The 20,253-nt window shown below is 70.7% G+C and carries 21 protein-coding genes; 10 read left to right on the top strand and 11 right to left on the bottom strand.

What is annotated here, in order from left to right; translation table 11 throughout:
• Positions 1-30: 30 nt before the first annotated feature.
• Genes F5972_RS24705 through F5972_RS38940 form a run of 4 tightly spaced genes read right to left on the bottom strand, consistent with a single transcriptional unit; the run spans position 31 to position 2,489 of the window.
• Entirely contained in the window at positions 31-468 is a 438-nt protein-coding gene (locus F5972_RS24705; RefSeq protein ID WP_150936384.1) for a YkvA family protein, read from the bottom strand.
• Entirely contained in the window at positions 468-1,736 is a 1,269-nt protein-coding gene (locus tag F5972_RS24700) for an NAD(P)/FAD-dependent oxidoreductase (RefSeq protein WP_225311825.1), read from the bottom strand. The genes F5972_RS24705 and F5972_RS24700 overlap by 1 nt, the downstream gene beginning before the upstream one ends.
• 17 nt (positions 1,737-1,753) lie before the next feature.
• A complete protein-coding gene (folE, locus tag F5972_RS24695) occupies positions 1,754-2,353 on the bottom strand; it encodes a GTP cyclohydrolase I FolE (protein ID WP_150936382.1) in 600 nt (199 codons plus the stop codon).
• 1 nt (position 2,354) lies between these two features.
• Entirely contained in the window at positions 2,355-2,489 is a 135-nt protein-coding gene (locus F5972_RS38940; protein ID WP_263641860.1) for a hypothetical protein, read from the bottom strand.
• Positions 2,490-2,656: 167 nt separating this feature from the next.
• Here F5972_RS38940 and F5972_RS24690 point away from each other — a divergent pair, with 167 nt between their 5' ends.
• The 8 genes from F5972_RS24690 to F5972_RS24660 all read left to right on the top strand — a co-directional run bounded on the left by F5972_RS24690 (position 2,657) and on the right by F5972_RS24660 (position 7,396).
• Positions 2,657-3,364, top strand: coding sequence for a helix-turn-helix transcriptional regulator (locus tag F5972_RS24690; protein WP_225311823.1), 708 nt, complete (start codon positions 2,657-2,659; stop codon positions 3,362-3,364).
• Positions 3,365-3,543: 179 nt separating this feature from the next.
• Entirely contained in the window at positions 3,544-3,921 is a 378-nt protein-coding gene (locus tag F5972_RS24685; protein WP_150936377.1) for a hypothetical protein, read from the top strand.
• 136 nt (positions 3,922-4,057) lie between these two features.
• The gene (locus F5972_RS38355; RefSeq protein ID WP_225311822.1) at positions 4,058-4,699 is read left to right on the top strand and encodes a sensor domain-containing protein; all 642 of its coding nucleotides are present in this window, start codon (positions 4,058-4,060) and stop codon (positions 4,697-4,699) included.
• 24 nt (positions 4,700-4,723) lie between these two features.
• On the top strand, positions 4,724-5,284 hold the full coding sequence (locus F5972_RS38350; RefSeq protein ID WP_225311862.1) for a sensor histidine kinase: 561 nt from the start codon (positions 4,724-4,726) through the stop codon (positions 5,282-5,284).
• Positions 5,275-5,916 (top strand): response regulator, encoded by a 642-nt coding sequence (locus tag F5972_RS24675; RefSeq protein WP_150936375.1) that lies wholly within the window; start codon positions 5,275-5,277, stop codon positions 5,914-5,916. The genes F5972_RS38350 and F5972_RS24675 overlap by 10 nt, the downstream gene beginning before the upstream one ends.
• Positions 5,917-5,939: 23 nt before the next feature.
• Positions 5,940-6,455 (top strand): hypothetical protein, encoded by a 516-nt coding sequence (locus tag F5972_RS24670; protein ID WP_150936373.1) that lies wholly within the window; start codon positions 5,940-5,942, stop codon positions 6,453-6,455.
• Positions 6,398-6,634, top strand: coding sequence for an NmrA family NAD(P)-binding protein (locus F5972_RS24665; protein ID WP_225311821.1), 237 nt, complete (start codon positions 6,398-6,400; stop codon positions 6,632-6,634). The genes F5972_RS24670 and F5972_RS24665 overlap by 58 nt, the downstream gene beginning before the upstream one ends.
• Positions 6,635-6,907: 273 nt before the next feature.
• A complete protein-coding gene (locus F5972_RS24660) occupies positions 6,908-7,396 on the top strand; it encodes a GNAT family N-acetyltransferase (protein ID WP_150936371.1) in 489 nt (162 codons plus the stop codon).
• 62 nt (positions 7,397-7,458) lie between these two features.
• On the opposite strand, the gene F5972_RS24655 is transcribed toward F5972_RS24660, so the two are convergent.
• From F5972_RS24655 to F5972_RS24645, 3 genes are all read right to left on the bottom strand, one after another.
• Entirely contained in the window at positions 7,459-8,718 is a 1,260-nt protein-coding gene (locus F5972_RS24655; RefSeq protein ID WP_150936369.1) for an RNA polymerase sigma factor, read from the bottom strand.
• An 82-nt stretch (positions 8,719-8,800) separates the two neighbouring features.
• Positions 8,801-9,175: a YciI family protein gene (locus tag F5972_RS24650; protein WP_150936367.1), complete on the bottom strand. Its 375-nt coding sequence runs from the start codon at positions 9,173-9,175 to the stop codon at positions 8,801-8,803.
• A gap of 37 nt (positions 9,176-9,212) precedes the next feature.
• Entirely contained in the window at positions 9,213-9,872 is a 660-nt protein-coding gene (locus F5972_RS24645; protein WP_150936365.1) for a DUF998 domain-containing protein, read from the bottom strand.
• Positions 9,873-10,145: 273 nt separating this feature from the next.
• Here F5972_RS24645 and dnaE point away from each other — a divergent pair, with 273 nt between their 5' ends.
• Together dnaE and F5972_RS24635 are read left to right on the top strand one after the other, a co-directional pair.
• Positions 10,146-13,730, top strand: a complete 3,585-nt coding sequence (dnaE, locus tag F5972_RS24640; protein WP_150936363.1) for a DNA polymerase III subunit alpha — start codon at positions 10,146-10,148, stop codon at positions 13,728-13,730.
• Positions 13,731-13,773: 43 nt separating this feature from the next.
• Positions 13,774-15,264, top strand: a complete 1,491-nt coding sequence (locus F5972_RS24635) for a cobyric acid synthase (protein ID WP_150936361.1) — start codon at positions 13,774-13,776, stop codon at positions 15,262-15,264.
• A 40-nt stretch (positions 15,265-15,304) separates the two neighbouring features.
• On the opposite strand, the gene F5972_RS24630 is transcribed toward F5972_RS24635, so the two are convergent.
• The 4 genes from F5972_RS24630 to F5972_RS24615 all read right to left on the bottom strand — a co-directional run bounded on the left by F5972_RS24630 (position 15,305) and on the right by F5972_RS24615 (position 20,250).
• Positions 15,305-17,134, bottom strand: coding sequence for an ABC transporter ATP-binding protein (locus F5972_RS24630; protein WP_150936359.1), 1,830 nt, complete (start codon positions 17,132-17,134; stop codon positions 15,305-15,307).
• Between the two features lie 193 nt (positions 17,135-17,327).
• Positions 17,328-18,503, bottom strand: coding sequence for an MFS transporter (locus F5972_RS24625; protein ID WP_150936357.1), 1,176 nt, complete (start codon positions 18,501-18,503; stop codon positions 17,328-17,330).
• The gene (locus F5972_RS24620; RefSeq protein ID WP_150936355.1) at positions 18,504-19,463 is read right to left on the bottom strand and encodes an electron transfer flavoprotein subunit alpha/FixB family protein; all 960 of its coding nucleotides are present in this window, start codon (positions 19,461-19,463) and stop codon (positions 18,504-18,506) included.
• A gap of 13 nt (positions 19,464-19,476) precedes the next feature.
• Positions 19,477-20,250 (bottom strand): electron transfer flavoprotein subunit beta/FixA family protein, encoded by a 774-nt coding sequence (locus tag F5972_RS24615; RefSeq protein ID WP_150936353.1) that lies wholly within the window; start codon positions 20,248-20,250, stop codon positions 19,477-19,479.
• Positions 20,251-20,253 lie beyond the last annotated feature (3 nt).

The following is a 20,253-nucleotide window of genomic DNA, read 5'->3' as shown; positions in this document are numbered from 1 at the left end:
TGCGCCACGCTTCGCCTGACGCCGGACGTGTTACTCCGATCGGCCGGAGTCGGTCGCCGTGCCCAGGCCGGTCAGCCGGGCCAGCGCGACGAAGCCGTCCTCCGTCCCGGGCCAGTGAGCGCGTACGGCCGGCAGGCCCGCACGGCGTACGACCGAACGAAGCACCGCGGTGACGATGATGGCGTCGTCGGCGTAGCCCAGGACCGGGATGAAGTCGGGGATCACGTCGATCGGCATCGCCAGGTAGGCAAGCAGCAGGCCCAGCCGGATGCGGATGCCCCGGGGCAGCGTGCTGTCGGCGGCGAGGCGGCGGACCAGGCGCAGCACGTCGGGCAGCACTCGCAGTGCCTCACGGAGCAACCCGCCCCGGGGCCGCAGGGCCGCCAGCACCAGGACCAGAGCGAGCCAGGCGAGCAGCAGCGCGCCCATCACGCCGATCGCCAGGTCCCACCAGAAGGAGCCGGTCATCACTCCTCCTCCGGGTGAAGCCGGAGCGACTCACGTTCTGCCGGCTTCGACGCTTCGGCGCCGAGCGCGGCCAGTGGCCGGTTTGGGTCGGCCAGCGCATGGGGGTCGACGGGTGTTCCGGTGCGGATCAACGCCTTGATCGGCTCGACGACGTCCCAGACGTTGACGTTCATGCCGGCCAGGACACGACCACCCCTGAGCCAGAAGGCGACGAACTCCCGCGCCGCCACGTCCCCCCGGAAGACGACCTGGTCGTAACCGCCCGGCTCGACGTGGCCGACGTACTCCATGCCGAGATCGTACTGGTCGGTGTAGAAGTAGGGCAGGTCGTCGTAAACCGCCTCCCGGCCGAGCATGGTGGCGGCGGCGACCGCGGGCTGCTTGAGCGCGTTGGCCCAGTGTTCGACCCGTACGTGCCTGCCCAGCAGAGGGTGGAAGGCGTTGGCGACGTCTCCGGCCGCGACGATGTCCGGGTCGCCGGTACGCAGGGCCGCGTCCACCACGATGCCGTCGTCCACGGGCAGCCCGGCGCGCAGGGCGAGCCGTACGTCGGGTTCGGCGCCGACGCCGACGAGGACGGCGTCGGCGGTGATCTCGTCTCCGTCGCCCAGCCGTACGCCGCCGGCTGTGATCTCGCTGACGGTGACCCCGAGCCGGAGGTCGACGCCGTGGTCGCGGTGCAGGGCGGCGAAGACCTGGGCGGCCTCGGGCCCGAGCACCCGCAGCAGGGGCAGTCGCGCCGCCTCCAGCACCGTGACCGCGACGCCGGCCTGCCGGGCGGCGGCGGCGACCTCCAGCCCGATCCAGCCGGCCCCGATCACCGCAAGCCGGGACACGCTCCCGAGGACGTCCTTGAGCGCCTCGCAGTCCTCGATCACGCGCAGGTAGCGCACGTGGGGCGCGTCCGCGCCGGGGATCGGCGGCCTTCGCGGGCGGGCCCCGGTGGCGAGCAGCAGCCTGTCGTACTCGATCACGTCGCCGTCGGCCAGTTCGACGTGGTGAGCGCCGCGGTCGAGGCCGGCCGCGGCGACGCCGAGCCGCAACTCGACGTCGTGGTCGGCGTACCAGCCTTCCTGGTGGACGAAGACCCCGGCCCGGTCGGTCCCGCCCGTCAGGTAGCCCTTGGACAGCGGGGGCCGCTCATACGGGCGGTGCGGCTCGGCTCCGATCAGGGTGATCCGCCCGTCGAATCCCTGCTCGCGCAGCGCTTCGGCGGCTTTGGCGCCGGCCAGGCCGGCTCCGACGATCACGAACCTCTGCTGTGCCACGGCGATGGTCTCCTTGTTCAGGCGCGGGTGCCGGTGAGGGCGAAGAACTCCTGACGGGATCGCGCGTCCTCTCTCAGGATGCCCAGCAGTGCCGAGGTGACGGTGGTCGAGCCGACGGCCCGCACTCCCCGCAGGGTCATGCAGGTGTGCTCGGCCTCGATCACGACGCCGACCCCCGCGGGTCGCAACCTCTCGGCGAGCCAGTCGGCCACCTGTTTCGTGAGCCGCTCCTGCACCTGCGGCCGGTGGGCGAAGTGCTCGACGACCCGGGCCAGCTTGGACAGCCCGAGGATGCGGTCGCCGGGGAGGTAGCCGACGTGGGCGACTCCGGCGAAGGGCAGCAGGTGGTGCTCGCAGATAGAGCGGACCGGGATCGCCCGGGCCAGCACGAGTTCGTCGTAGCCCTCCTCGTTGGGGAAGGTGGTCAGGTCGAAAGGGCGGGGCGTGAACAGCTCGGCGTACGCCCGGGCCATCCGCGCCGGAGTCTCCCGCAGGCTCTCGGAGTCCGTCGAGATGCCCAGCGCCTTGAGGAACTCGCCGGCCGCCCGCTCGGCCGCGGCCAGGTCCACGCCGTCGCACGGCTCGTCGATCGCCCGCAGGGCGGAACAGGAGCGCATGTCAGCGGCCCCTCGTGCCGGGCGCGGCCGGTGGCACCAGTGGCACCGCGAGGTCGACGACCCTGCTGGGAGCCGACGCCCCGATGGGCACCGTGACCGTGACCGGCATCGGGTGGAACGGATGCGCCGCACTCACCGGTCGTCTCGTCTCGTGTGGTGCTCCGCCGGCCATCGTCGACCTCCGCCTGCGCCCAGTAGTTACGCCAATAGATGTTGGTCTTATTCAGCCCGGTGGTCAAGGGGCTGGGCATATCGACGGCTTGGAGGTTTTTCGGCCGCGGTCGCAGGCGTTATCGTGACAGCGTGACGACCGATCCAGCGATCAGTGCGGTGGCCGCGCTCGACGACGTGCTGCGCCAGGGCATGTACGCCCACATCCGCAGGGCGCGCCGTCCGGTGACCCGTGACGAGGCCGCCGCCTCGGTCGGGATCTCGCGCAAGCTGGCCGCCTTCCACCTGGACAAACTGGTGGACGCCGGGCTGCTGCGCGCCCGCTACGAGCCGGTGGGCGGCATCCGCAAGGTCGGCCGCACGCCGAAGGTCTACGAGCCGGCCGAGACCGACATCCGCGTCACGATCCCCGAACGGCGGCACGAGGTGCTGGCCGACATACTGATGGACGCCGTCCTCGCGGAGGGCGAGGACGGAAGCGCCCGCCAGGCGGCGGTCCGGGTTGCCGGTCGGCGCGGCGAAGAGATCGGCGCCTCGGAACGCGCCCGGGCCAAGCCCGGCCGGCTCGGCGCGGAACGCGCCCTCACGCTGATCGAAGGCCTGCTGTCGCGGCACGGCTTCGAGCCCGGCCGCGAGTCCCCAACCTGCGTACGGCTGCGCAACTGCCCGTTCCACCCGCTCGCGGCGCGGGCCCCCGAACTGGTCTGCGGAATCAACCACGCCTTCCTCGACGGCATGCTCACCGGCCTGGAGGCCACCAGGGTGCGGGCCGTCCTGGCGCCGCGGCAGGGAGAGTGCTGCGTCGAACTGCGCTCCTCCCCCCAAGGCGACAAACCCTGACCGGCGGCGGCCGCCGTACCGTCTCTCGACGCCGATCCCCGAGTCGGCGGTCGCACGCCTGGGCGGCATGTGACTGGTCGGAACCGATCGGCCCGATGTCTCAGACGGCTGGGCAGGCCGTCGGCCTGGTGCCGTCCCGCTTCAGACAGTCGATCATGCCTGAACCGTACATCCGAGGTTTGCGCGCCGGAGAAGGCACCGGAGTTCGCCGACGCGCTGCTAAGGCGAGCAAGGGCGACTTCGCCTGGTTCGGCGAGCAGATCCTGGGCGTCTCCGCGAGCTGGAACTCGCCGGGCGCGGTGGCGGCCCGGTGCCCGGGTGGCCTGGTCAGGCTGGGGTACGAGGCGCTCGTCAGCGACCGCCGTTACAGCGAGCGGATCTCCCACGACTTCGGCGGCGGGGTCGGTATCGGGCTGGAGGCCCTGACCTGCTCCGGCTGGCGGCACCGCCCCGTGAACCCGTCACGTCCCCTTGACCCATGCGTGACGGGGTACGCCGACCGGTATCTGACGATTCTGACGTCGGCCCCCACAGGCACCCTCTGCTCGCCCCGGTAGTGATGACACGGCAGAGAAGACGCTCATACGCTGCTCCCGTTCCGGTCGCGGCTCGAGGAAAGGTGGGGCTTACCTCACCTTTTTCTGGGATATGCGGGTCATGTCGTCGAGCCCTGCCGCTCTCTACGGTTGGCGCATGACCACTCCCTGGGACCGAATTCGCGGCCACTGGTCGTCGCGGACCTGGCTCCGTACCATCCATGTGACGACGGGCGTCCCGATCGCGCTCATCTCGATGGTGGCGATCTTGGGGCTGGGCGCGCTGTCGATAGCACTGGCGTGGACGGTCTTCGTCCCCTTGGTCGCGCTGCTGATCCTCACCCGGATGGTGCCGCTGCTCACCTGGCTGCAGCGCTCCCGGTTCGCCGCCTTCCTCGACCTGGACATCCCCCCTGCACCGCCTCTCCCCCGGGACGGGAGCCCGCTCAGACGGCTTCTCCTGCAGGCGCGGTCGGGCAGCGTGTGGCGTCAGATCGCCTATCACCTGGTGATCGGGCCCCTGATCGGCGCGGTGGGCTTCCTGAGCGGGGTCGCGGCGTGGTCGGCGTGCCTGGTCGCGGCCATCATCACCGTGCAACTCCTGATCGCCGGAGGCGGCTGGACCACCGCACCGCCCGCAGCGGCCGCGCTCGCGCTGTTCGTGGTGGTGCCCTGGCTGCTTCGAGGGATCACCGCTCTCGACACGGTCGCGGCGCGGGCACTGCTCGGTGCCAGCCTCAACGACGACCTGGCCCGGCGAGTGGAGATCCTGCGGGAAAGCCGGGCTGAGGTCGTCTAGGCCGCCGACGCGGAACGCCGCCGGATCGAACGCGACCTGCACGACGGCACGCAGCAGCGGCTCGTGTCCCTCGCCCTGAACCTCGGCATGGCACGCACCGCCTTCACCGATCTGCCCGATCCCGCTCGTCAGGTGATCGTGCGCTCTCATGAGGAAGCCAAGCAGGCGTTGAAGGAACTGCGCGACGTCGTTCGCGGGCTGCACCCGGCCGTGCTCAACGACCAGGGCCTGGACGCGGCGCTGTCCGGCCTCGCCGCGCGCGCCCCCTTCCCCGTGCGACTCAGCGTCGACGTGCCGGAACGCGCCTCTGCCGTGATCGAGGCGGTGGCGTTCTTCGTCGTCTCCGAAGCGCTGACCAACGTCGCAAAGCACGCACGAGCCTCCGAGGCCGACGTCACCGTGCGCCGCGACGGTGACGTGCTCCACCTCCTTGTACGCGACAACGGCCAAGGGGGCGCCGAGCCCGCCAAGGGGTCGGGCCTGCGCGGCCTCGCGCAGCGTGCTGGATCGGTGGACGGGACCCTGCGCATCGACAGCCCGAGCGGTGGCCCGACGACGATAGAGGTGGAGCTACCGTGCGCGTAGTGCTCGCCGAGGACTCCGTCCTCCTCAGGGAGGGCCTCGTCTGGGTCCTCGGATCCGCCGGCGTCGAGGTCGTGGCCGCGGTGTCCGACGCCGAGGGGCTGCTACGGGCGGTGGACGACCACGAGCCCGATCTCGTCGTCACGGACGTGCGAATGCCGCCGACGCACACTGACGAGGGTCTGCGCGCGGCGCTGCTGCTGCGGCACCGGCGGCCGAAACTGCCCGTCCTCGTGCTCTCGCAGTACGTCGAGGAACGCTACGCGACCCGATTGCTGTCCACGGCGACGACCGGCATCGGATATCTGCTCAAGGACCGGGTGGCCGACGTCGCCGAGTTCCTGGACTCGCTGCGGCGGGTTGCCGCGGGCGGCACGGCCCTGGACCCCGAGGTGATCGCCCAGCTTCTGGTGCGCCGACACAGCGATCCGCTGGACCTGCTGACCCGCAGGGAGAAGGAGGTGCTCGCGCTGATCGCGGAGGGACGGTCCAATGCCGGGATCGCCGAGGCCCTCGTGGTCTCCGAAAGTGCGGTCGGCAAGCACATCAACAACATCTTCGCCAAGCTAGGGCTCTCCGGCGCCGAGAAGGATCACCGGCGGGTGCTGGCCGTACTGCGATTCCTGAGAATTTGAGAGGCTACATGATGCGAAGAGCGGTGCGGACCAGATGGATCACCGCCGGCGCGGTGCTGACCGTGTCCGCGGTGGTGGCGATGGCGTTGGCGGCGTGGACGGAGATCCGCGTTCCCCACAGCTACGACTTCACCTTCCCCGGCTCCTTCGAGTCGTCGGTCCTCGATGAGAGGTCGACCGAGACGAGGACCGTGACGTACGCCATAACCACGCCCCAGATCATTGTGGACCTGCGGGGTAGGGTCGACGTGCGGGTCGTTGCGGGCGTCCCCGGACGCATCACCGTCAAACGGGAGACCACCTGGCACGGCGGGGGGCCGCCCTCGATGAGCGAGACCTGGGAGTCGGGGAAGACGCTGCGTGTCGAGGTGACCTGCTCGCGGGGCCCAGGACGGGTAGACCCTGAGTGCCACACCGTCTACACCTTGAGCGTGCCATCCGTCATCGGCGTGCTCGTGACGACACCCAACTGGACCATGCCGTGCTCGCCAACCCCGGCGGAGGTTGTCTGCGGCCCCGCTTCACACGATCCGTCATAGGAACCGGAGCCACCGGCACCATCGGCCGGCAGGTCGTCCGGCATCTACTGGAGCGCGGCCGGAAGGTGCGGGCGCTGACCCGCGACCCCGGCCGGGCCGTCCTGCCGTACGGCGGGGAGGCGCCGACTCCACGCAGGTGGCCCGCGAACAGGCCACGAGCGGGACGGCGGCCCGGATGACGCTGGAAACCGGGAAGTACTCGCCGGCACGACCACCATCACGGCGAAGTCCTCGGGCCTGCCCGACGCCACCATCACGATCACGACTGCCGACACGGCCGGAGCGGCGGGCGAGACCGAACCCGCCGACTTCGGCAACGCGTCCCTCTGGAACTGAGTCACCGCCGACCGGGTCGATTCCCGGCGGAAAGCCGCCGGGAATCGACCCGGTCCCATACTGGCGCCCCCACTCCTTTTCCAGAGCTTGCTTGAAATCAAGGGGAATCACGGAGAATGCTGATCAAAGAAGCCCACACGTCCGACTGGCCTGCCATCTGGCCCTTCTTCCACCGCATCGTGGCCGCGGGGGAAACCTTCACCTATCCCGTGGATCTGGGAAGGGAAGAGGGGCGCGACTGGTGGCTGTTGCCCGAGCCGGACCGCACGGTGGTCGCCGTGGACGACTCCGGCACGATTCTGGGCACGGCCAAGATGAACCGCAACCACATGGGCAACGCCGGACACATCGCCAGTGCCAGTTTCATGGTCGACCCGGCTCACGAAGGGCGGGGAGTGGGCCGGGCGCTCGGCGAGTACGCGGTGAAGTGGGCGCGGGAGGCCGGCTTCCGGGCCATGCAGTTCAACGCAGTCGTGGAGACCAACGTGCGCGCGGTGGGACTGTACCGTTCGCTCGGATTCGAGGTGCTGGGCACCTTGCCGGAGGGTTTCCGCCACCCCGTGCGCGGCTACGTGGGTCTGCACATCATGCACCGCGCCCTGTGAGTCCGTCCCATCACGACGTCGCCAGGTCTCGACCGGGCCTCGGAACGGCTCTGTGGGGCGGGTCAGGCCGAGAGGGCGGTGGCGCGGGCGAGGAAGAGGTCGCGTTCGCGTGCGTTCCGGGTCAACCCGGCGGCGCGGCGGAACTCGGCGGCGGCCTCCTCGGACCGGCCGAGCCTGGCCAGCAGATCCCCGCGTACGGCGGGCAGGTGCGCGTACCCGCGCAGGGCGTGCTCGTCCCGCAGGCCGTCGGCGATCTCCAGCCCGCGCGCGGGCCCGTACGCCATGCCGACCGCGACCGCCCGGTTCAGCTCGACGACGGGCGACGGGGTGAGGTGGGCCAGCAGCCGATAGAGGGCGGCGATGCGTTCCCAGTCGGTGGCCTGCGGGGTGAGCGCGCGGGCGTGACACGCGGCGATGGCCGCCTGCAGCCCGTACGGCCCGAGCGTGCCCAGTTCCTCGGCGCGGCGCAGCGCCTCCAGGCCGCGGCGCACCAGGAGCCGGTCCCAGCGGCCGCGGTCCTGGTCGAGCAGGAGGACGGGCGTGCCGTCGGGGGCGGTTCTGGCCGGAATGCGTGAGGCCTGGAGTTCCATGAGCGCGAGCAGGCCGTGCACCTCGGGTTCGGCGGGCATGAGGCCGGCCAGGACCCGCCCGAGACGCATGGCCTCCTGGCACAGCGACGGGCGGATCCAGTCGTCGCCGGAGGTCGCGGCGTACCCCTCGTTGAAGATCAGGTAGACGACCTCCAGGAGGGAGGCCAGCCGCACCGGGAGCTCCGCGGGCGGCGGCAGCTCGATCGGGATCTTCCTGTCGGCGAGCGTGCGCTTGGCACGGGAGATGCGCTGCCCGACCGTGGGCTCGGGCACGAGGAAGGCGCGCGCGATCTCGGCGGTGGACAGGCCGCCGAGCAGACGGAGGGTGAGCGCGAGCCGCCCTTCGGCGGGGAGCGCGGGATGGCAGGCGGTGAAGATCAGGCGGAGCAGGTCGTCGCCGATGTGGTCGTCGAGGGCGTCGTCGAGCTCGGCTTCCGCAGACTCCTGGCGGAGCTCCATGTCCCGGCCGATCTCCTGCAGCTTGCGCTGGTAGGTGTCGCGACGGCGGAACCGGTCGAGGGCCCGATGCCTCGCGGTGAGCGTCAGCCAGGCCCCCGGGTTGTCCGGCACCCCCTTGCGGGGCCACTCTTCGAGGGCGGCCACCAGCGCGTCCTGCGCCAGCTCCTCGGCCAGCCCGATGTCGTTCACCATGCGGGCCAGGGCGGCGATGACGCGGGCCGACTCGATCCGCCACACCGTCTCCACCGCCCGGTGCGGATCAGGTGACGTCATGCGTCCTGCATACCGCATCCGGCCGCGGAGCGACGTCCGCGGCCGGTAGAGCTAGCCGGTGGAGCGGTCAGTGGGTGACAGCTCAGGCCGGTGCGGCGAAGTCCTCGGGCCCGAAGAGCCGCAGTACGTCCGCCTCGCCCTCCCATCCCGGCCACAGGTCGCGGTGCAGCCTGAGGAAGCGGGCGGCCCATTCCACCGCCTCCTCCTTGCTCCTCACCTCGTACAGCGCGTAGCTGATCAGCTCCTTGGCCTCGGCGAACGGCCCGTCGCTGACGATCAGCCGGCCGCCGGCGACCTCGACTCTCGCCCCCTCGGCGCTGCCCGCGAGGCCGCTGGTGTCGAGCAGGGTTCCGGCCTCGGTGGCCTCCTGGCCGAGCTTGACGATGGCCTCCATGAGGTCGGCCGGCGGCGGCCCGTCGGGCTGGGCGGCGACCTTGAGGGTGACCAGGTATCGCATCGTGAACTGCCTTTCTCTGTGGAATCGGTGGGGAAGGTCAGGCGGCCTGACGGGACAGGTTCAGCGACACCAGCGACAGCCAGGTCCAGACCGCCACGATGCCGGCGACGAACATCAGGTTCGTCCAGGCGGCGCCGCCGCCGGCCGCGATGCCGGCGAACGAGCCGAGGAACAGCGTGCCCGTGACACGGGAGTGCAGGGCGCCGCCGCTGCGGCCCTCACGGGCCTGCCGCGAGGCGACGACGTAGCAGGCCGTCGCCATGCACAGGAACCCGACGCCCCCGACCGCCATGTGCAGGGTTCCCGAAAGGGTGACGGCTCCCGGCCCCTCCGGGGTGCCGGCGGGGAAGCCCATGGCGGGGTCGGCGGGGAAGATCGCCGCTCCTATCATGCTCGCGCCGAAGACGCCGACCAGGATCGGCGCCCACCGGGCTCCCCGTCCGGGCGTCAGGGCGTGGCGCAGGCCGACGGCGGCGGCGATCGTGGCCAGGCCGGTGAGGACGAAGTTCGCGGTCTGGATCCAGCCGAGATCGCCGTTGGCGAGGTAGCTCCACGGATGGCGGGCCAGGTCGAAGCCCTCCCGGGTGAGCGCCTGGGCCATGGCGACGGTCACGTACGCGGGACCGGCGACGACGCCGCAGCCGAGGAGCAGACGCTGGGCGGAGATCGGTCGGGAGTAGGCGATCTGCTGGGTCATGGTGGTCGTCACCTCGTGTCGGCGGGGCCGGCCCGTCCGGCCCTCTGGACACGCTGCGAACGAGCCGGGCCGGTTTCGACACGCGCCCAGAACTTTTTCCAAGATTTTTTCCGCGCCCGTACGTCGCAGGTGTGGCGCAGGACTCGCCGCAGGCGTCTGAGGTTTCTCCAGCACCGCGAATCACGCGTCTCCCGATGAGCCACGACGGCCCCTCCGGGCTCTCGATAGAGTTGGAGCTCTGCTCGCCCCTCCACGAAAGGCCAGAGATCACCAGTGGCTGATTCGTTCGTTCACCTGCATGTTCACACCGAATACTCCATGCTGGACGGAGCGGCGAAGATCGGCAAGCTGGCCCAGCGGGCGGCCGAGCTGGGCATGCCCGCGATCGCGATGAGCGACCACGGCAACATGTTCGGCGCCTACGAGTTCCAGTCGAAGATGAAGGCGGCCGGGGTCAAGCCGATCATCGGCATCGAGGGGTACGTCAGCCCCGAGTCCCGCCACTACAAGCAGCCGGTGTTCTGGGGCGAACCCCACCAGCGCAAGTCCGACGAGCGCACCGGCCTCGGCGGCGACGTGTCGGCGAGCGGCACCTATCTGCACAAGACCATGTGGGCGATGAACGCCCAGGGTCTGCGGAACCTGTTCAGGATCTCGTCGCTGGCCTCCCTCGAAGGCCACATGAAGAAGTACCCCCGCATGGACGACGACCTGTTCGAGCAGTACCACGAGGGGATCGTCGCCACCACGGGCTGCCCGTCCGGCGCGGTGCAGACGCGGCTCCGGCTCGGGCAGTACGACAAGGCGCTGGAGCACGCCGCGAAGTACCAGGAGATCTTCGGGCGGGACAACTACTTCCTGGAGATCATGGACCACGGGGGGATCCCGATCGAGACGGGGGTCCGCGAGGACCTGCTGCGGATCGGCAAGACCCTCGGCATCCCGCCTCTGGTCACCAACGACTCCCACTACGTGACCGAGGACCAGTCCACCGCCCACGACGCGCTGCTCTGCGTCGGCACGAACTCCCTGCTCAGCGATCCCAACCGGTTCCGCTTCTCCGGCAACGGCTACTACGTGCGCACCGCCGAGGAGATGTGGGCACTCGACCCCGGTTCCGACCTGTGGGCCGAGGGCTGCAAGAACACCCTGCTGATCGCCGAGCGGGTCGAGCCGTACGACGAGGTGTTCGCCCACCGCGACCTCGCCGCCAAGTTCCCGGTCCCCGAAGGGGAGACCGAGATGAGCTGGCTGCGCAAGGAGGCCCACAGCGGCGCGGTGCGACGCTACGGCGACCCCGTGCCGGCCGAGGTGCTGGAGCGCATCGAGTACGAGCTCGGCGTCATCGAGGGCATGGGCTTCCCCGGCTACTTCCTCGTCGTCGCGGACATCTGCCGTTACGCCCGGGAGAGCGGCATCTGGCTCGGCCCGGGCCGAGGATCGGCCACCGGGTCGATGGTGGCCTACGTCACCGGGATCACCGAGCTCGACCCCATCGAGCACTCCCTGCTGTTCGAGCGGTTCCTGAACCCCGAACGCATCTCCATGCCCGACGTCGACCTGGACTTCGACGAGCGTAGGCGCGGTGACATGATCCGTTATGTCACGGAGAAGTATGGCGAGGACAACGTCTCGCTGATCATCACGTACATGACGATCAAATCGAAGGCGGCGGTCAAGGACGCGGCCCGCGTCCTCGGCTACCCCTTCCCGGTGGGTGAGAAGATCACCAAGGCGTTCCCGCCGGCCGTCATGGGCAAGGAGATCCCGCTTACCGGCATCTTCGACGAGAAGCACCCCCGGTACGCCGAGGCGACCGAGCTGCGCAAGCTCTACGAGGAAGACTCCGACGTCAAGCGGGTCATCGACACCGCGCTCGGCCTCGAAGGACTGACCCGGGGCACCGGCGTCCACGCCGCGGGCGTCATCCTGTCGTCGCAGCCGCTGCTCGACGTCATGCCGATCTTCAAGCGGCCCGACGACGGCGCCCGCATCACCGGCTTCGACGGGCCCAGCTCCGAGTCCATGGGCGCCCTGAAGATGGACTTCCTGGGCCTGCGGAACCTGACCGTCATCGGCGACGCGGTGCAGAACGTGAAGGACAACCGCGGCCTCGACCTCGACATGCTCAGTCTCGCGCTGGACGACAAGAAGACCTACGAGCTGCTGGCGCGCGGCGACACGCTCGGCGTGTTCCAGCTCGACAGCTCGATGATGCGGGACCTCACCAAGCTGATCGCCCCGACCCGGTTCGAGGACATCTCGTCCATCCTGGCCCTGGGCCGTCCCGGCCCGATGGGGGCGAACGCGCACGTCAACTACGCGCTGCGCAAGGCCGGGCAGCAGGAGATCACCCCGATCCACCCCTCGCTCAAGGAAGTGCTCGACCCGATCCTCGGCACCACCTACCACCTGGTGGTCTACCAGGAGCAGGTCATGGCCATCGCCCAGCAGCTGGCCGGCTACACCCTCGGTGGCGCCGACATCCTGCGCCGGGCGATGGGCAAGAAGAAGAAGGAGGAGATGGACAAGCAATGGGCCACCTTCTCCTCCGGCATGGTCGCCAAGGGCTACACCGAGGAATCGGCGAAGGCCGTCTGGGACGTCCTTGAGCCGTTCAGCTCCTACGGCTTCAACAAGTCCCACACCGCCGGCTACGGACTCGTCTCCTACTGGACGGCCTACCTCAAGGCCAACTACCCGGCCGAGTACATGGCCGCCCTGCTGACCTCGGTCGGCACGAACAAGGACCGCATGGCGCTCTACCTCGCCGAGTGCCGCCGGATGAAGCTCAAGGTCCTGCCGCCCGACGTCAACGAGTCGGGCCTGCGGTTCTCCGCCGTCGGGGAGGACGTCCGCTTCGGCCTGGGCGCGATCCAGAACGTCGGGGAGAACGCCATCAAGGGCATCATCTCCGCGCGCCGCGAGAAGGGCCCCTACACCGACTTCAACGACTTCCTGACCAAGGTCCCCCAGGTCGTCTGCAACAAGCGCACCATCGAATCTCTGATCAAGGCCGGCGCGTTCGACGGCCTCGGGCACACCCGCCAGGGGCTGATCCAGATCCACGACCAGGCCGTCGACGCCGTGATCGACGTGAAGCGCAAGGAGGCCCTCGGCCAGGACTCGCTGTTCGGCGCGTTCGACGACGACAGCGGGGCGGGCAGCGTCTTCCACATCTCCGTTCCCGAAGGGGAATGGGACAAGAAGACGAAGCTGTCCTTCGAACGGGAGATGCTCGGCCTCTACGTCTCCGACCACCCCCTCAACGGCGCCGAACGCATCCTCGAACGCAACCGGGACCTCAGCATCGCCCAGGTGCTGGACGGCCAGGCCGGGCAGGGCAACGTCCGTATCGCCGGCATCATCTCCGGCGTCGACAAGAAGGTCACCAAGAAGGGCGACGTCTGGGCCATCCTCAAGATCGAGGACCACGACGGCTCCATCGAGGTGCCCTGCTTCCCGCAGACCTACCAGCTGTACGGCAGCAACCTCGCCCCCGACCTGGTCGTCGCCGTCACCGGCCGGATCCGCTCACGCGGCGACGGCGACGAGGCGACCATCTCCTTCAACGCCACCGACATCACGTTCCTCGACATCTCCGGCATCCAGGCCGACGGCCGCGAACCGATCGTGATCGCCCTCCGCGAGGAGCGCGTCAACAGAGAGCTCGTCCACGAGCTCAAGCGGATCCTGACCGTCCACCCCGGTGAGACCCCCGTACGGCTGCGCGTGGAGCGGCTCAACCGGAAGATCAATGTCGTGGAGCTGCCCGACTACGCGGTGAACATCAACAACGGCGCGTTCGCCGGAGACATCAAGGTCCTCCTGGGCGCGAACGCGCTCGTCGTCCCCTGACCGGCGTCTCCCGCGTGGTCCCCGGCCGGATGCGGCCCGGCTCGTGAAGGGCGGGCTGCTGGTCGCGGGGACCACGTCGGACGCCGGGAAGAGCGTGGTCACCGCCGGGATCTGCCGCTGGCTGGCCCGGGAGGGCGTGCGGGTCGCGCCCTTCAAGGCGCAGAACATGTCGCTCAACTCCTACGTGACCGCCGACGGCGCGGAGATCGGGCGGGCGCAGGCCGTGCAGGCGGCGGCCTGCGGGCTGGAGCCGACGGCCGACATGAACCCGATCCTGCTCAAGCCGGGCAGCGACCGCCGCAGCCAGGTCGTCGTACGCGGCCGGCCCGTCGCCGACGTCGACGCCATGGAGTACGGCGCCCGGCGGGACGAGCTGCGGGCCGTGGCGGTCGAGTCGTACCGGCGGCTGGCCGCCGAGTTCGACGTGGTGGTCTGCGAAGGGGCGGGCTCCCCGGCCGAGATCAACCTGCGGGCCGGCGACATCGCGAACATGGGCCTGGCCCGGGCGGCCGGGCTGCCGGTGGTCGTGGTGGGAGACATCGACCGCGGCGGGGTCTTCGCGCACCTGTACGGCACGGTCGCGCTGCTGGACGCCGCCGACCAGGCCCACGTCTCCGGTTTCATCGTGAACAAGTTCCGGGGGGCCCGCGAGCTGCTCGCTCCCGGGCTGGACATGATCGAGGGGCTGACCGGGCGGCGCGTCTACGGCGTGCTGCCCTGGCTCGACGGGCTCTGGATGGACGTCGAGGACTCCCTGTCGCTCGACACCCGGCCGCTCGGCACCCGCCCACGGGGCGCGGAGGCGGCCGGCGGGGCGCTGCGGGTGACGGTCGTGCGCTATCCGCGGATCTCGAACTTCACCGACGTGGACGCGCTGGCCGCCGAGCCGGGGGTCGTGGTCACGTTCGCCACGTCCCCGGACGGGTGCGCGGACGCCGACCTGCTGGTCCTGCCCGGTTCGCGGGCCACCGTCAGCGACCTCGCCTGGTTGCGCGAGACCGGGATCGCCGATCTCGTGACCCGGAGGACGGGGCCGGTGCTCGGCATCTGCGGGGGCTACCAGATGCTCGCCCGTACCATCACTGACCAGGTCGAGTCGGGCGCCGGTCGGGTCGCCGGACTGGGGCTGTTACCCGCCGACGTCGTGTTCGCCGCCGAGAAGACCCTCGGGCGCCCCAGCGGCGAGGCCTACGGGCATCCCGTGGAGGCGTACGAGATCCACCACGGGATCGTGACGCGCGACGCCGGCGAGGGGTTCCTCGACGGCTGCCGGATCGGGAACGTGTGGGGCACGACCTGGCACGGAGCGCTGGAGAACGACGGGTTCCGGCGGGCGTTCCTCGCGGAGGTGGCGCGGGCGGCGGGACGGGAGTTCCACGCCGACCCCGGCCTCTCCTTCGCCGCGCTGCGGGAGGCACGGCTGGACGCGCTCGGCGACCTCGTCGAGCGGAACGTCGACACCGGCGCCCTGCTCGCGCTCATCGAGGCCGGGCCGCCCCCGGGACTTCGCGTCCTGCCGCCCGGCGCGGCCTGAGCCTCCTGCCATGAGTCCTCCCCGCCGCCGCCCGTTCCCGTCACGCGTGGAGCGCGTCGGAGGCGTCGTCCTCGACGAGGAAGCCGCCGGACTGGTGGTGCCAGAGCCGGGCGTAGGAGCCCTGGGCCCGGAGCAGCTCGCCGTGGGTGCCCTGCTCGACGACGCGTCCCCGGTCGAGCACGACGAGCCGGTCCATGCGGACGACGGTGCTGAGCCGGTGCGCCACCACGAGTGCCGTACGGTCCTGCATCAGGCGCCACAGGGCTTCCTGGATGAGGATCTCGCTCTCGGAGTCGAGGGCGCTGGTCGCCTCGTCCAGCAGCAGGACGGGGGCGTCGCGCAGGATGGCGCGCGCCAGCGCGACGCGTTGCCGCTGGCCGCCGGAGAGCTTGACGCCGCGCTCGCCGATCAGGGTGTCGAATCCGTGCGGCAGCGACTCGACGAACTCCGTGACGTGGGCCGCTCGCGCGGCCCGGAGGATCTCGGCGTCGGTGGCGCCCGGCCGGGCGAAGGCGAGGTTCTCCCGTACGGACCGGTGGAACATCGCCGGTTCCTGCGGGACATAGGCGATGAGACCGCGCAGGTCGGCCTGACGCAGCCGGGAGATGTCCTGACCGCCGATCAGGATCCTGCCCCCGTCCACGTCCATGAGACGCAGCAGCAGCCGGGTGAGGGTGCTCTTGCCACCGCCGGACCGGCCGACCAGCCCGATCTTGGTGCCGCCGGGAACGTCCAGGTCCAGGCCGTCGAACAGCGGCGCGCCGTCGGCGTACGCGAACCTCACCCGCTCGAAGCGGACGCTCGCGTCGGCCGGGCGCAGGGGCTGCGGGTCGGCCGGGTCCACCACGGTCGGCGGCGTGAGGAGCAGCTCGGTGAACTGGGCGGCTTCGGTGAGCGTGCTCTCCATGCGCCGGTACGTCTGGTTGAACTCGAACATGATGCCGATCGCGTTCGAGTAGTAGGTGAACGTCACGACGATGGCCTCCACGCCGAGGCCGCCCCGGAGCGCCGCGGCGAGGAGCAGGCCCAGGGCACTGGTGAGCACCGACAGGGGGGCGACGACCATGTCCACCCTGAGGTTGCTGTAGTCCCAGGAACGGACGGACAGCCGGCGCTGCTCGGCGATCCTGGCCTGGTGCTCGACGGCCTCGCGCGTCTCGGCCGCGAACGCGCGGACCGTCTCCATGTTGGTCAGCACGTCGGCGACGTGACCCGACACCAGCACCTTGGCGGCCTCCCGCGCGTCGACCAGGGCCTGGCGACGGCGGATGAGCGGGGCCACCAGAACGCCGGTGACGACGATCAGGCCGACGAGGACGAGCACCAGCAACGGGTGATATCGCCACAGCACCACCGAGGCGAAGGCCAGGGGCACCACCTTCGCCATGATGGAGAACGTGAGGGTGTCCATGAACTCCTCGAACCTGGAGGAGAATCCGAGCACCCTCTTGGTGAGCGAACCGGCGAAGTTGTCGTGGAAGAACGCGACGTCCTTGGCCAGCAGTTCGTCCATGCCCAGCACGCCGAGCCGTTCGATGCCCCGGGCGTCGGCGCGGTTGAGGAAGTGCATCCCCACCCGCCAGAACGCCTCACCCGTGAGCAGCAACGCGCCGAAGCCGAGCACGTAGGGCAGCAGCGCGTCGAAAGAGCCGTCCCGGCCGCCGGACAGGTGCCCCACGAGGCCCGCCACGGCCAGCGGCGCCAGATAGAACAGGCAGATGTTCCCGATCGCCGGGAGCACCAGCGCGGGAACCGCCATCGGCCACTGCCGCCTCAGCTCGCCGCAGTAATACCGCAATGCCAGCAGAAGCGCCGATCTCCGCGTGGATTGGCCGTCTTCGGCGTCCTTCGTCGATCCGAGCACAGCCATCAGCCCTCCCGAATGCCGATATCGCCGTGGCCATGCTGCCGCAGCTCATACGGGAAGAGCGAGCGATTTTCCGCCGCCCCGGCCAATAGGAGCGAGGACCGACCTCACACAATGGCCGAAATATTTATAAACGGTCATATCTGCTGCGACTTAAAGCCGGAAGGCGTGCGAATCGCGCCACGAGATCAGCCGCTCAGGTCGGGCGGGACGGCATGACGAGGGCCATGATCCATCCGACCAGCACGACCGCACCCGTGGACAGGAAGGCGACCTCGTACGAGTACGACGCCGCTATCTGCCCCGCCACCAGCGGACCCACGGTCATGCCGAGATCAGCGGTCATCTGGTATCCCGCCACCACGGTCCCGCCCCGCCCCTGGGTGACGTCGCCCACGGTGGCCGCACCGCCCGTGGTGCAGAAGGCCGTGCCGAGTCCCATCAGCGCGAAGGCGGCGAGGTACACCGGGAGCGTCTGCCAGGCCGTGACCATGACGAGGCAGCCGAGGATGAGCCCCTGCCCCAGCAGCAGCGACGGGCGGCGGCCCCACAGGTCGGCCACCCGTCCGGCGACGGGCAGGCAGGCCGCCTGCAGCACCGCGCCGACCGCGAGGCCGACGCCGATCCAGGTGGCGCTCGCCTTGATCACCACGAGCAGGTAGAGCGGCAGCACCGAGACGCGGACCCCGAAGACCGCCCAGCCGAGACCGAAGTTCGTGGTCAGCGCCGCCAGGTACGACCGGCTCCGCAGCGCCCGCGCCAGCGAGATGCCCGGCCCCGCGCTCCCCGCGCGGGACGGCGGCGGTGTGACCAGCGCGGCCCGCGCCAGCGCGACGGTCGCGATGACACCCGCGACGGTGACGGCCACGCCGTACACGAAGAACGGCAGCCGGGGGGAGACGCCGAGCAGCCCTCCGCCCAGCGCCGGGCCGGTCACCGTGCCGAGGTAGTAGCCACCCTGGAAGTACCCGGTGGCCCGCCCGCGGTGGGACGCCGGGGTCACCCGCAACAGCATGTTCATGGCCGACACGGTGTACAGCGCCGACCCGACACCGCAGAGGCCCCGGAAGATCAACAGTTGCTGGTAGTTCGAGGAGAGACCGGCGAGGACGCTGGTCACGGCGAGCAGCGCCATGCCCGTGGTCAGCACCGTGCGCTCGCCGAACCGGTTGACCAGCCGGCCGCCGGGCAGGCCGGTGGCCAGGCGCATGAACGCGAACGCCGAGACCACCGCGCCGACCGCCGCGCTGCCCACCCCGAACTCCCCCGCGAAGACGGGGATCGCGGGCGACTGGATGCCGAACCCGACCGCCACCGTGAAGGCGACGGCGGTCAGGATCTTGACCTCGCGCGGCAGCTCCCGCAGGCCCATCTAGGCCCGCCGCCTGGCGACCTCGTCGAGAAGCTGCGGCACCACCTCGAACAGGTCGCCGACCACGCCGTAGTCGGCGAGCTCGAAGATGGGCGCCTCGGCGTCCTTGTTCACCGCCACGATGGTCTTGCTGGTCTGCATTCCGGCGCGGTGCTGAATCGCCCCGGAGATGCCGATGGCGAGGTAGAGCTGGGGCGAGACCGTGACACCCGTCTGCCCCACCTGGTGGGTGTGCGAATACCAGCCCGAGTCGACCGCCGCCCTGGAGGCTCCGACCGCACCGCCCAGGGCGTCCGCGAGGCGCTCGACCAGGGCGAACTGCTCGGCTCCGCCCAGACCGCGGCCGCCGGACACGACGATGTCCGCCTCGGTGAGCTGCGGCCGGCCGGTGCTCTCCCTCGCCGTACGCGACACGACCCGGGTGCGGCGGTCCGCCTCCTCCAGCACGAGCGCGCTCCGGGTGACCGAGGGCGTGACCGGAGCCTCGGAGGGCACGACGGCGTTGGGCTTGACCGCGATGACCGGCACCCCGCGGACCACCCTGGAGGTGACGGTGTAGCCCGCCGCGAAGGCCCACTGGGTGACGACCGGGCCGTCGGGCCCGGCCTGGACGTCGACGGCGTCGGTGAGCACGCCGCCGTCCAGCCGCACCGAGAGGCGGGCCGCGATCTCCCGGCCGTCCGGGGTGGCCTCCGTCAGCACGGCCACCGGCCGCACGTCGGCCGCGAGAGTGGCCAGGGCTCGCACCCAGGCCACCGGATACTCCTGCGGCTCGTCCGACTCGATGACGTGGATTCGCTTGGCGCCGTACCTGCCGAGTGTCTCGACGGCCGCCTCGTCGGCCATGCCGGCGCAGACCACGACGGGGTCTCCAAGCCGGCGGGCCAGGGTGAGCAGTTCCAGACTGGCTTTGCCCACCTGTCCCGCGATGTGCCCGACAAGCACCAGAACACCTGACACGACTCGTCCTTCCTCAGATGAACTTCTGCTCGGACAGGAAGCCGGCGAGCCGCCGTCCTCCCTCGCCTTCGTCGGGCACGATCGTCCCCGCGGCGCGCGGCGGCCTGGCCGTGATCCGGTCGACCACCGTCGCCGCGGCGGCTCCCACCCGACCGGCGGGCACGGCGAGGTCGGCGAGACTCCAGGTCTCCAGCGGCTTCTTCTTCGCCGCCATGATCCCCTTGAAGGACGGGTATCGCGGGTCGCCGATCCGGTCGGTCACCGACACGACGGCGGGCAGCCCGGCGGCGAGGTGCCGCACCTCGCTCGCCGCCTCCCGCCGGATCCGCACGGTGCCGCCCTCGTCGAGACTCATCTCGCTCGCGAAGGTGAGCTGCGGCATCTCCAGGTGCTCGGCGAGCATGGCCGGGACCAGCGAGGTGCCGCCGTCCGTGGAGGCCATCGCGCACAGCACGAGGTCCGGCGACAGGCGGCGCAGCGCGGCGGCGAGGATCAGCGCGGTGGCGGGCGCGTCGGACCCGGCGATCGCGTCGTCGCTGACGTGCACGGCGGCGTCCCCGCCCATGGCGAGCGCCCTGCGCAGCGCCTCCGCGGCGGCGGGCGGCCCGACGGTCAGGTGGGTGACGCGCGTGCCCGGCACGGTGTCCACGACGCGGAGCGCCTGCTCGACGGCGTACTCGTCCAGCTCGGAGAGCCGGCCGCCCGCACGGTCGACCCGGTGCTCCGCGGTGAAGCGGGGCTGGGAGCCCGTGTCGGGGACGTACTTCACACAGACCACGATGTTCATCGC

It is taken from the genome of Microbispora cellulosiformans, assembly GCF_008728085.1.
Classification (GTDB): domain Bacteria; phylum Actinomycetota; class Actinomycetes; order Streptosporangiales; family Streptosporangiaceae; genus Microbispora; species Microbispora amethystogenes.
Note: the sequence above shows the minus strand (reverse complement) of the source record. Positions and strands in the feature narration are given on the sequence as shown.